The organism is Paraburkholderia sp. BR13439 (assembly GCF_040948805.1).
Taxonomy (GTDB): Bacteria; Pseudomonadota; Gammaproteobacteria; order Burkholderiales; family Burkholderiaceae; genus Paraburkholderia; species Paraburkholderia youngii.
The window spans coordinates 41,510-53,172 of sequence record NZ_JBFPKN010000035.1 but is presented as its reverse complement, the minus strand read 5'-3'; the positions used below and the strand labels follow the sequence as shown (position 1 = coordinate 53,172).

General features: G+C 62.3%; 10 protein-coding genes. 8 read left to right on the top strand and 2 right to left on the bottom strand.

Annotated features, from left to right (window positions below):
* The 3 genes from AB3X96_RS38365 to AB3X96_RS38355 form a co-directional block, all read left to right on the top strand.
* Nucleotides 1-162: transposase (locus tag AB3X96_RS38365; RefSeq protein ID WP_368593851.1), on the top strand; the 162-nt coding region annotated here is incomplete at its 5' end.
* 35 nt (nt 163-197) lie between these two features.
* Complete coding sequence (locus AB3X96_RS38360) at nt 198-614, top strand: lysozyme (protein ID WP_368593848.1); 417 nt, start codon at nt 198-200, stop codon at nt 612-614.
* Between the two features lie 16 nt (nt 615-630).
* The gene (locus tag AB3X96_RS38355; RefSeq protein WP_368593847.1) at nt 631-1,083 is read left to right on the top strand and encodes a lysozyme inhibitor LprI family protein; all 453 of its coding nucleotides are present in this window, start codon (nt 631-633) and stop codon (nt 1,081-1,083) included.
* A gap of 249 nt (nt 1,084-1,332) precedes the next feature.
* On the opposite strand, the gene AB3X96_RS38350 is transcribed toward AB3X96_RS38355, so the two are convergent.
* The gene (locus AB3X96_RS38350) at nt 1,333-1,554 is read right to left on the bottom strand and encodes a hypothetical protein (RefSeq protein ID WP_368593846.1); all 222 of its coding nucleotides are present in this window, start codon (nt 1,552-1,554) and stop codon (nt 1,333-1,335) included.
* A 135-nt stretch (nt 1,555-1,689) separates the two neighbouring features.
* Between AB3X96_RS38350 and AB3X96_RS38345 the strand changes: the two genes are divergently transcribed.
* The 5 genes from AB3X96_RS38345 (at nt 1,690) to AB3X96_RS38325 (ending at nt 10,310) form a co-directional block, all read left to right on the top strand.
* Entirely contained in the window at nt 1,690-1,917 is a 228-nt protein-coding gene (locus AB3X96_RS38345; protein WP_368593845.1) for a hypothetical protein, read from the top strand.
* A gap of 395 nt (nt 1,918-2,312) precedes the next feature.
* Nucleotides 2,313-3,350 carry a M14 family zinc carboxypeptidase gene (locus tag AB3X96_RS38340; RefSeq protein WP_368593844.1) on the top strand — a complete coding sequence of 346 codons (1,038 nt, stop codon included), beginning with the start codon at nt 2,313-2,315 and terminating at the stop codon, nt 3,348-3,350.
* Nucleotides 3,347-4,195: an alpha/beta fold hydrolase gene (locus AB3X96_RS38335; protein WP_368593843.1), complete on the top strand. Its 849-nt coding sequence runs from the start codon at nt 3,347-3,349 to the stop codon at nt 4,193-4,195. The genes AB3X96_RS38340 and AB3X96_RS38335 overlap by 4 nt, the downstream gene beginning before the upstream one ends.
* A gap of 198 nt (nt 4,196-4,393) precedes the next feature.
* The gene (locus tag AB3X96_RS38330) at nt 4,394-9,232 is read left to right on the top strand and encodes an NAD-glutamate dehydrogenase (protein ID WP_368593842.1); all 4,839 of its coding nucleotides are present in this window, start codon (nt 4,394-4,396) and stop codon (nt 9,230-9,232) included.
* Between the two features lie 172 nt (nt 9,233-9,404).
* Nucleotides 9,405-10,310, top strand: coding sequence for a cation diffusion facilitator family transporter (locus AB3X96_RS38325; RefSeq protein ID WP_368593841.1), 906 nt, complete (start codon nt 9,405-9,407; stop codon nt 10,308-10,310).
* A gap of 82 nt (nt 10,311-10,392) precedes the next feature.
* Here AB3X96_RS38325 and AB3X96_RS38320 read toward each other — a convergent pair whose 3' ends face one another.
* On the bottom strand, nt 10,393-11,373 hold the full coding sequence (locus tag AB3X96_RS38320) for an aldo/keto reductase (RefSeq protein ID WP_152851549.1): 981 nt from the start codon (nt 11,371-11,373) through the stop codon (nt 10,393-10,395).
* Between the last annotated feature and the right edge of the window lie 290 nt (nt 11,374-11,663).

Sequence of the window (11,663 nt, the reverse complement as noted above, 5' to 3'; positions counted from 1 at the left end):
CCGCGCCGCTGGGTGGTTGAGCGCAGCTTCGGCTGGCTCAACCGCTTCCGCCGACTCGCACGAGACTACGAGCGATTGCCCGAAACTCTGGCTGGCTTGCACTTCGTCGTCTTCTCCGTGCTTATGCTTGTTCACTTTGCAACCCTTAGCAAAAGTGCCTAACACCCTCTAAAGGTTGGGAACAGTTCAGCGCGACCATGTACGACAAGGACGGCAGTAAAACCGGGAATGCAACAGTTGGATATGGGCACCTTGTTCATTTGGGAAAAATATCCGGCGCCGCATCGGAAAAGCCATTTCAGAACGGAATAAGCGAAGCACAGGCCGAGACGCTACTTAAGGAGGACGTCAAGTGGGCGGAGAATACGATCAATAGAAAAATTCGGCTTCCACTGTTTCAATTTGAATACGATGCACTTGTGTGCTTTATGTACAACCTTCAGCATCATGGCGACAGTCTGCTCGATTTCGTTAATACCGGTGATTACAACAAAGTGGGTGATAGGATGAGGCAGTACGCGACGGTTAAGGGTCAACCACTTAGAGGGTTACTACGGCGTCGGCACCGTGAGGCGGAAATGTTTGAGGCAGGGGTCTATGATTCATCGCACTAGCCTAATAGTCGCGTTCATGATCGCTCCGATCATTGCACCCGCTAAGACCGTGTATTCTGGAAAATTCGATTATCACTATTTCAAGTCACCGGATCAGTATTTTTCAGGTCATAGAGCCACCGATGTGGCGCATATGTGTGACACTGGGGAGCATGCAACCAATGACGACTTGGCGCAGTGCTCGCACCGCAAGTTCGATCATGCGGCCCGTGCACTCGATAAAATCCTGGGATCGGCCAAAATCAAGATTGGAGGCAATGACAGGTCACTTAAAGCAGAAGGCGAACCCTTAGCTCTACCTTACTTTTTGAAGTCACAAGACTCTTGGGCACAGTACCGCGATAACGAGTGCTACACCGAAACCTACATGATGGGTGAGGCTGCCGAGCGCTATATTTACTTTTGGGAGTGTATGGCAAATATCACTCAAGATAGAGTCAAGGAATTGCAGGAAGTATTAAAGGACTAAACATTGCTGCTACGTGTTGAACCCCGCTTCAGCCGGGTTTTTCATGCGAAAGGCCCGGCAGAGCGGGCCTTTCGCGGTTACGCGTGCATCCACCGATTGACGCCGTGCGGTGCTCCCCCACGATGCCACTTGTGCCGTTCCGTCGCGATCTTCTCCAGCAACTGCAACACCTCTTCGCGATTACCGGCTTGATCCGTCTGTTCCATAAAAGTTATCAAGTAGGGAACTACCCCCGCTTCGGCGGGGCTTTCATTTGTCGCCGATGAACTCGATGCCAGTCAGCACGAAGCCGTTCGGCCCCATCCAGCTCAGTTCAACATCGTTCAACCGCGGCAGGGGTTGTGCGTCTGCCGCGCCGGATGGCTGGAAGCTCGCGAGCTTGCTGGTCCGCTCGTACTGCGCGGACTGTTCGTGATTGATGGCGAGATCACCAGTAACCGGCGCGGCTGCCTTGCTGCAAAGATTACGCAATCAATAAAGCGTAAGAGAAATCGCACTGAAAGAGATTGTCGTGAATCGCCGTCATGAGCTCGGCCTGTCACAACGCGAACTCGCCCGACGCGCGAATCTCGCGAACTCACCATCTGCGCGCTGGAACGCGGCGAAATGTGTGACCCGAAGATCAGTACGTTGTGCGCCATCGCCAGAGCACTGGACCTCGACGTCTTGCTGCTCGTCATGGGGCGCGCAACAGCGCGCGAAACGGCATGGCCGCTGCGCACCGGCCGCAAAGCGATTGAATCCCTGTCAGAACCGCATCTTTCCATGCTCGACAACCTTGTCGCGACCTTCGTTCGCGACTGCCATCGGTTAGCGGATCAGGACCTGCCTTAATTCCATCCTGCGATCGGCGATCTAGCGAGAACTCGAATGCTCCGCCGCTTCGACCGGGCTCTCACCGTCTGACCGTGTCTCCCGAGTCCCGACAAGCGCGCTGGAATGGTGCGCGATTGTTCAACGATTTTCGTTTCCCGACACGCTTGGTGTCGATGTCGACGAATCCAAAGCGTTCGCCATCTGCGTCTACCGTTTGCGTCTGCCCATCTCTTTCTAAAAATCGCGGCACGACCCACCCATCCGCGACACCTGACCACTCATCGCCGCGGCGCCAGACTCGATCTTGCGCAACTGCCAATGCGCTGGACGCCCGCGCGTACTGACACACAGCCAGGCTATAGTGCGTCTTTTCCGGCCGCCCTTAAAAATCCCGACACCCCGGTCACGCCGTCATGCCGACACCTTTGAGCTTCCTTCCGGACAGTTTTGCCGAATATGAAGATCTCAAGTCAATCCTCGACCAGGGCAGGGCGAGCTTCGAAATACGCGCGATCTGCGAGACGGAGGTACGCAGCCGGCGCTTTTCCATCTACACCGCGAGCATCGGTTCATCCGATCCGCTCGCGCCGGCCATTGGCTTTTTCGGCGGCATTCACGGGCTCGAGCGAATCGGTTCGCAACTCGTGCTCGACTATATGCGCTCGCTGCTCGCGCGGCTCGAATGGGACGAACTGCTGGTGCGTGAATTGCAGTCCATCCGGCTGATCTTTTTACCGATCGCGAATCCCGGCGGCATGTGGGCAGCGACGCGCGCCAATCCGCGCGGCGTCGACCTGATGCGCAACGCACCGCAAGACGCCGACGCGCGTGTGCCTCTGCTTGCGGGCGGTCAGCGCGTCGGCGCGTGGCTACCGTGGTATCGCGGCCGCGCGGGCGAGCCGATGGAGGTCGAGGCGGCCGCACTGCTGCACGTGGTCGAAACGCAACTCGCCGCGCGGCCGCTGAGCATCGCGCTCGATTGCCATTCCGGCTACGGCTGGAGCGACAGCATCTGGTTTCCGTACGCGCGAACCCGTCAGCAGATGCCGCATCTTCCCGAAATGTACATGCTGAAGAGCATGTTCGAACACGCGCATCCGCATCACGGCTACACGTTCGAGCCGCAAAGCCATCAGTATCTGCTGCACGGCGATCTGTGGGACTACGCGTACGACCGCACGCCGGTGCCGAACATCTTCCTGCCGATGACGCTCGAACTCGGCTCGTGGCTGTGGATCAAGAAGAACCCGCGCCAGTTGTTTTCGCGGCAGGGCATGTTCAATCCGGTCATGGAGCATCGCACCGCGCGCGTGCTGCGGCGCCATGCGAACCTGTTCGACTTCCTCGCGCGCGCGGCGTTTTCGTCGCGGCGCTGGCTGCCGCAAGGCAACCATCGCGAGCAGTTGCTGCAAAGCGCGCTCGATCACTGGTACAGGCCGGAACGCGAATGAGCACATGGATCCTGCTGCGCGGACTGACGCGCGAAACGCGGCATTGGGGGCGCTTGCCGGCGGCGTTGCGCGAAACCCTGGGCCAGAGCCCGGACGCCGCCACCCCCAACGCAACGACCGCGACCGGCGTCCGTTTGCTGCTGCTCGATCTGCCCGGCAACGGTGAATATGTGCGGCGGCGCGCGCCCGCGAGCGTCGCGGGCATCGTCGCCTTCGTGCGGCAGGCGGCGCTCCAAACGGGCGTGCTGGGCCCCTACAACATAATCGCGATGTCGCTCGGCGGCATGGTCGCGACCGACTGGGCACAGCGGCATCCCGGCGAAATCGAACGGCTCGTGCTGATCAATACGAGCATGCGGCCATTCAGCCGCATGCACGAGCGGCTGCGGCCCTCGGCGTGGCCGGGTCTGCTCGGCGTCGCCGCGCATTGGGGTGATGCAACCGATGCCGAGAGCGGTATCCATCGCCTCACGTGCAACAACCTCGACACCTTGGGCGCGGATCTCGCCGCTTGGACCAACATCCGCCGCAGCGCACCGGTGAGTCGCGCGAATGCGCTGCGGCAATTGTGGGCGGCCGCCCGCTTTAGCGCGGCGCCCGCCGCGCCGGGGTGTGCACTGCTGATTTTGTCGTCGGCGGCAGATGGGCTCGTCAATCCGGTCTGTTCGACGAAGCTCGCCGCGGCGTGGGGCGCGCCGCATCGCGAGCATCCGTGGGCCGGCCACGACTTGCCGCATGACGATCCCGCGTGGACCGCCGCGCAGATTCGCGCGTGGCTCACTCAGCGCGCCGACGACAGCAATGCGGCCGCGCCGGGACCCGCACCGGCCAAGCCCGCGCGTTGAGCCCCGCGTGGCATTGCCGCGCCGCAGCGACGCGACCCCTGCCAACCCAACTGTGACGATTCTTCGACGACCCGTCAGCGGGTATTACCTGACTGCGCGAAACGGACGCATCGCACACGGCAGGCGCATAATTCCAAGTCAGACGTTGCCTGCGAATCACGCGATACTCACCATTGCCGCCAGCCAGGGGAGTCGATCATGCAAGCAAAGAACGAAGAAGCCGTCACGCACCTGCTGAACGATGTCGTCGAATTTGCGCGGGGGCGGTTGCCGGAACCGACCTTCAATATCGTCGAACCCTTCCTGCGGCATTACTACGATTTCGTCGACGCAGGCGATCTGCAAAGCCGTTCGATCGCCGATCTCTACGGCGCGGCGCTCGCCCACTGGCAGACCGCGCAGCGCTTCGTGCCGGGCGAGCAGCGGCTGCGCGTATATAACCCGATCCTCGAACAGCATGGCTGGCATTCCGATCACACGGTGATCGAGATCGTCAACGACGACATGCCGTTCCTCGTCGATTCGGTCTCGATGACGGTCAACCGCCATCGGCTCGCGCTGCATTCGGTCGTGCATCCGGTGTTCCGAGTCTGGCGCGCGGCGGACGGCAGCATCACACGAGTGAGCCAGGGCGCCGAAGAAGCCGGCGATACGCGCTCGCATCTGACCTCGTGCATCCATTTCGAAGTCGATCGTTGTGGCGATGCCGCAAAGCTCGACGCGTTGCGCGACGATATCGCCCGGGTGCTCGGCGACGTGCGCGCGGCGGTCGAGGACTGGCCGAAGATCATCGAACGCGCGAAGCAGACGATTCAGGATATGAAGGCGCGCGAGACCGGCCCCGAGGGCGTCGAAGCGCGCGCGTTCGTCGAATGGATGATCGCCGATCATTTCACGTTCCTCGGCCAGCGCGATTACGAACTGGTGCAGCTCGATGGCGGCTATGGTTTGCGGGCGGTGGCGGGCTCCGGTCTCGGCATTCTGCGCGATGCGCAGGGGGCGGGCGGCGCGCCGGAAGTCACGCCGTTGCCGCCGGCGGCTGCAGAGATCATCTCCGGCTCGTCGCCGATCTTCCTGACCAAGGCCAATTCGCGCGCCACGGTGCACCGGCCCGGCTATCTCGACTATGTCGGCATCAAGCTGAGCGGCGCCGATGGCAGGGTGACGGGCGAACGGCGCTTCATCGGCCTGTATACGTCGACCGCTTATTTCGTGTCGGCCGCGGAGATTCCGATCGTGCGGCGCAAATGCGCGAATATCGTCAGACGCGCCGCATTCCTGCCGAAAGGTCATCTGGCGAAATCGCTGGTCACGGTGCTCGAAACTTATCCGCGCGACGAACTGTTCCAGGCAGACGAAGACCAGTTGTACGACACCACCCTCGGCGTGCTGCGTTTGCAGGAGCATCAGCGCACGCGGCTGTTCGTGCGGCGCGATCGCTTCGATCGCTTCGTGTCGTGCCTCGTGTTCGTGTCGCGCGACAAGTACAACACCGATCTGCGGCAACGCATCGCGAATCTGCTCGCCGACGCATTCAATGGTGAGAACGTCGAATTCACGCCGCTGCTGTCGGAGTCGACACTCGCGCGAATTCATTTCGTCGTCCATGCGAAAGCGGGCGGCATGCCGAGCGTCGATACGCGCGAGCTCGAAGCGCGCCTCGTGCAGGTCGCGCGACGCTGGCAGGACGATCTGGCCGACGCATTGCTCGACGCGTACGGCGAAGAGCAGGGCAACCGTTTGCTGCAGCACTACACTGACTCGTTTCCGGCCGGCTATCGCGACGACTATCCGGCGCGCACGGCGGTGCGCGATATCGAACTGATCGAGCGCGTGCAAGGCAGCGAGCGCCTCGCAATGAACCTGTACCGGCCGATCGAATCGGGACCGCGGGCGTTCCGCTTCAAGGTGTATCGCGCGGGCATGCCGATCGCGCTGTCGCGCAGCTTGCCGATGCTCGAACATCTGGGCGTGCGCGTCGACGAAGAGCGGCCTTATCTGATCGAGGCGCCGGGCGCGATGCCCGCGTGGATCCACGACTTCGGCCTCGAACTTGCGGACGATGCCGAGTTCGACATCGAGCGGGTCAAGGATCTGTTCGAACAGGCGTTCGAGCAGGTGTGGACCGGCACGATCGAAAGCGACGACTTCAACCGCCTCGTGTTGCGTGCGCAGCTCAATGCGCGCGAGGTGACGATTCTGCGCGCGTACGCGAAGTACTTGCGCCAGGTCGGTTCGACGTTCAGCGATGCGTATATCGAACGCGCGGTGACCGGCAATCCGGCGATTGCGCGCATGCTCGTAGACCTGTTCGTCGCGCGCTTCGATCCGGCGCTCGGCGCGGTACGCGAAGCCCGCGTCAACGCCTGTCTGGAGTCGATCGACAGCGCGCTCGACCAGGTGCCGAATCTCGACGAAGACCGCATCCTGCGGCAGTTCCTCGGCGTGATCAAGGCGACCAAGCGCACCAACTACTACCGCCACGACGCTCAGGGGCAACCGAAGCCGTATCTGTCGTTCAAGTTCGATCCCGCGCAGGTGCCCGGCCTGCCCGAGCCGAAGCCGATGTTCGAGATATGGGTCTATTCGCCGCGCGTCGAGGGCGTGCATCTGCGAGGCGGGCGCGTCGCGCGCGGCGGCCTGCGCTGGTCGGATCGGCGCGAGGATTTCCGCACGGAAGTGCTTGGCCTGATGAAGGCGCAGATGGTGAAGAACGTCGTGATCGTGCCGGTCGGCTCGAAGGGCGGCTTCGTCGTCAAGAATCCGCCGCCGCAGAGCGAGCGCGATGCGTGGATGCGCGAAGGCGTCGCGTGCTATCAGACCTTCCTGCGCGGCTTGCTCGACGTAACCGACAATCTGGCGGGCACCGACGTCGTGCCACCGCCTGATGTGGTGCGCCACGATCCCGACGACCCGTATCTGGTCGTCGCCGCCGACAAGGGCACGGCCACGTTCTCCGACTACGCGAATGCAATCTCGCATGAATACGGATTCTGGCTCGACGACGCGTTCGCGTCGGGCGGCTCGGTCGGCTATGACCACAAGAAAATGGGCATCACCGCGCGCGGCGCGTGGGAGTCGGTCAAGCGGCACTTCCGCGAAATGGGCGTCGACACGCAGAGCCAGGACTTCACGGTGGTCGGTGTCGGCGACATGTCGGGCGACGTGTTCGGCAACGGCATGCTGCTGTCTCCGCATATCAAGCTGCTCGCTGCGTTCGATCACCGCCATATCTTCCTCGATCCGAATCCCGATCCCGCCGCGAGCATGGCGGAGCGTGCGCGGCTCTTCATGCTCGACCGCTCCAGCTGGGCGGATTACGATCCGTCGCTGATCTCGGCAGGCGGCGGCGTGTTCCCACGCAGCGCGAAGACGATTCCGCTGTCGCCGGCGGTGCAGGCGGCGCTCGGCACCAGCGCGGCGGCGCTCTCGCCGGCCGAGCTGATGCGGGTGATTCTGCAGGCGCCGGTCGATCTGCTTTATAACGGCGGCATCGGCACCTACGTGAAGGCGAGCCGCGAAACCAACCAGCAGGCGGGCGATCGTGCGAACGACGCGATCCGCGTGAACGGTGCCGACCTGCGCTGTAAGGTCGTGGCCGAGGGCGGCAATCTCGGCTTGACGCAACTCGGCCGCATCGAGTTCGCGCAGCACGGCGGCCGCATCAATACCGATGCGATCGATAATTCGGCCGGTGTCGATTGCTCGGATCACGAGGTCAACATCAAGATTCTGCTGGGTCTCGTCGTCGCCGATGGCGAGATGACGGAGAAGCAGCGCAATGCGCTGCTTGCAGAAATGACCGATGAAGTCGGTCTGCTCGTGCTGACGGACAACTACTACCAGACGCAGGCCTTGTCGATCGCTGGCCGCTTTGGCGTCGAGCTGCTCGATGCCGAAACGCGTTTGATGCGCTATCTGGAGAAGGCGGGGCGGCTCAATCGCGTGATCGAGTTTTTGCCGACCGACGAAGACGTCGCCGAGCGTGCGGCCGCGAAGCAGGGACTGACGACACCCGAGCGCGCGGTGCTGCTCGCGTACAGCAAGATGTGGCTCTATGACGCGCTGCTCGAATCGTCGATGCCGGAGGACCCGCTCGTCAGCGACATGCTGATCGAGTACTTTCCGAAGCCGCTGCGGCAGCGTTTCCGCGAACCGATGCAGCGCCATCCGCTGCGCCGCGAAATCCTCGCGACGCATCTGACCAATGCGCTCGTGAATCGCGTCGGCTGCGAGTTCGTGCATCGGCTGATGGAGGAGACCGATGCGCAGCCCGGCGACATCGTGCGCGCGTGCATCATGGCGCGCGACGTGTTCGATCTCGATCAGATCTGGCGCAGCATCGACGCGCTCGACAACCGCGTCGCCGATGACGTGCAGGCGCGCATGTTCGCGGAGGTCGCGCGGCTCGTCGAACGTTCGGCGCTGTGGTTCCTGCGGCATCTGCAAACGGGCGCAGCCAACGGCGACGTGAGCGGCCTGCTCGCACGCTGTCGCGATGCCGCGCAGCGTCTCGCGCCGCAATGGCCGGCGCTGTTGCCGGCCGCAGATCTCGAAGCGTTGTCGGAGCGGCAGCGGGCGTTCGTCGATGCGGGTGTCGATAGCGAGCTCGCGGTGCGGATCGCGAGCGGCGAGGTGTCGGCCGCGCTGCTCGATATCGCCGAAGTCGCGTCGACGTGCGAGCGCAATCTCGAACAGGTCGCGGGCGTCTACTTCGCGCTCGGCACGCTCCTGAACTACAGCTGGATCAGCGAGCGCGCCGCTTCGTTGCCGGCGCCGACGCATTGGGACATGCTCGCGCGCGCATCGGCGCTCGCCGAACTCGCCCGCCTCAAGCGCGCGCTGACCACGAGCGCATTGGCTGGCGCGACCGATGCGTCGGCGCCCGATTCGCTGGTGCAAACGTGGCGCGAGAAACGCGCGGCGCAGCTCGAGCGTTATACGCGTCTGCTGACCGATTTGCGTGCGACGGGTGGCGCGAGTCTTTCGGTGCTGCTGGTGGTCGTGCGGGAGATGGCGGCGCTCGAGCGGGCGTGATCCGCGCGAATGGTGGAAAGGGCGCTTCGGGTGCTGGCGGCACGGTGACCCATCAGGTCCGATTCCCGCGGCCTGGTGTGTCGTTGTCATCCATAATACCGAGTGCTTGCCGATCGCTTCGGTCGTGCAATCGCCAACAATACCCAGCCCACTCACGGACGCCCGCCCGCAGATGAAAGAAGAATCGCCGAAAGCCATTTTCTACGCGCTCGCCGCCAACCTCGGCATCGCCGTCTGCAAGTTCGCCGCGGCGTCGTTCACCGGCTCCGGCTCGATGTTCGCCGAAGCGATTCACTCCACCGCCGACTGCGGCAATCAACTGCTGCTGCTTTTCGGGCTGCGCGAAGCGCGCAAGCCGGTAAGCCCTTTGCATCCGATGGGCAGCGGCCGCGAAATCAACTTCTATTCGCTGCTGGTTGCGTTGCTGCTGTTTTTCGTCGGCGGCGCGTTTTCGGTGTATGAGGGCGTGCATCGGCTCATTGCCCGCGAGCCGTTGCAGTACGCGTTCGTCGCGTTGGCGGTGCTCGGTGTGTCGGTGGTGCTCGAAGCGCTATCGCTGTGGGGCGCAATCAAGGAGATTCGCAAGACGTATCCGGACAAGAATCTGTGGCAGTGGTTTCGCGAGACGCGCGAATCGGACCTGCTGGTCGTAGCCGGCGAAGATATCGCCGCGCTGTTCGGTCTCGCGATCGCCTTCGTCGCGGTGCTATTGACGATGATGACCGGCAACCCCCTGTATGACGCGCTCGGCTCGGTGGGAGTCGGTCTCTTGCTGATGACGATCGCGTGGCTCGTCGCGCGTGAAGTGAAGTCGATGATCGTCGGTGAATCGGCGAGCCCGGAAGTGCGCGGCGCCATCGACGCGCATCTGCGCGCGCGTCCCGAGATTCGCAGCATCATCAATATGATCACGCTGCAGTGGGGACGTCACGTGGTGGTGGCGGTGCAGGCGGAAATGATCGACTATGCGAGCGGCCGCGCGATGGTCGATGCGATCAATGTTATCGAGGCCGACTTGCAGGCCACGTTTCCTCAGGTGCGCTGGGTGTTCTTCGAACCGGATGTGCCGCGTAGTTAACGAAGAGGGGGCGCAACGACCCGCACCGCAATCGCGGGCCATTCCGCCTGTGCTAACTGGATTTCAGTACGCGTGAAAGCGCTTATTTGAACCCTGCCACCGCATGCGGCACATACAATTCTTCGAGCCGCTGAATCTCTTCGCCGCTGAGCTTCAACGACAGCGCCGCGACCGCATCGTCGAGATGATGCAGCTTGGTTGCACCGACGATCGGCGCGGTAATCGGCTTCTTCTGCAGCACCCACGCTAGCGCGACCTGCGCGCGCGGCACGCCGCGCTCTTTCGCGATCTCGCTGACCCGCTCGACGATACGCCGATCCGCTTCCTGCGTCTGCGCGTACAGCGTGCGGCCGAATTCATCGGTTTCCGAGCGCGCGCTCTCGGTGTCCCAGTCGCGCGTCAAGCGTCCGCGTGCAAGCGGACTCCACGGAATCACGCCGATGCCTTCGCTCTCGCACAGCGGCAGCATTTCGCGCTCTTCCTCGCGATACAGCAGGTTCACATAGTTCTGCATCGTCACGAAGCGGGTCCAGCCATTGCGCTCGGCCACCTGCAGCGCCTTGGCGAACTGCCATGCGTACATCGACGACGCGCCGATATAGCGCGCCTTCCCGGCCTTCACGACGTCGTGCAGCGCTTCCATCGTTTCTTCGATCGGCGTGCCGTAGTCCCAGCGATGAATCTGATACAGGTCGACATAGTCGGTACCGAGCCGCCGCAGGCTGTGATCGATCTCCGCCATGATCGCCTTGCGTGACAGCCCCGCGCCGTTCGGACCCGGATGCATGCGGCTATTGACCTTGGTGGCGAGCACGATCTCATCGCGTTTCGCAAAGTCCTTCAGCGCACGGCCGACGATTTCCTCGCTGGTGCCGTCCGAATAGACGTTGGCGGTATCGAAGAAGTTGATGCCGTGATCGAGTGCCTGCTTGATGAATGGCCGCGCGGCTTCGTCGTCGAGCGTCCAGGTGTGCGTGCCGCGCGAGGGCACGCCATAGCTCATACAGCCGAGACAGAGACGCGATACATCGAGGCCGGTGCGGCCGAGTTTCACATAATCCATCGTGTTGCTCTCCTATGGTGAAGCGCACAAACCCGCTGCGAGGGAAAGACCTTCGATTATAGGGAAACGACCGCAAGCGCGTCGTCGCGGGCCGCGGCCGCTTTCGATCGCTTCAAAGCAAATGGCGAGTGATGTGAACGACAGTTAAGAAAAGTTTGCAAAAGGCGTGGATTTGATGAAGCGTTGGACTTTCTGAAAAAGCGGTGGATAACTACGATCGTTAAATATCGACAAATTCAGAATAATTCAGAATTGTCTCGTAGTCGCCATTTGCTCTCCTTGATAACCTT

Bases quoted from the DNA above. Each gene is read 5' to 3' on its own strand.
- AB3X96_RS38360 (WP_368593848.1), top strand. From the start codon at position 198: ATGTACGACAAGGACGGCAGTAAAACCGGGAATGCAACAGTTGGATAT.
- AB3X96_RS38355 (WP_368593847.1), top strand. From the start codon at position 631: ATGATCGCTCCGATCATTGCACCCGCTAAGACCGTGTATTCTGGAAAA.
- AB3X96_RS38345 (WP_368593845.1), top strand. From the start codon at position 1,690: ATGTGTGACCCGAAGATCAGTACGTTGTGCGCCATCGCCAGAGCACTG.
- AB3X96_RS38340 (WP_368593844.1), top strand. From the start codon at position 2,313: ATGCCGACACCTTTGAGCTTCCTTCCGGACAGTTTTGCCGAATATGAA.
- AB3X96_RS38335 (WP_368593843.1), top strand. From the start codon at position 3,347: ATGAGCACATGGATCCTGCTGCGCGGACTGACGCGCGAAACGCGGCAT.
- AB3X96_RS38330 (WP_368593842.1), top strand. From the start codon at position 4,394: ATGCAAGCAAAGAACGAAGAAGCCGTCACGCACCTGCTGAACGATGTC.
- AB3X96_RS38325 (WP_368593841.1), top strand. From the start codon at position 9,405: ATGAAAGAAGAATCGCCGAAAGCCATTTTCTACGCGCTCGCCGCCAAC.
- AB3X96_RS38320 (WP_152851549.1), bottom strand. From the start codon at position 11,373: ATGGATTATGTGAAACTCGGCCGCACCGGCCTCGATGTATCGCGTCTC.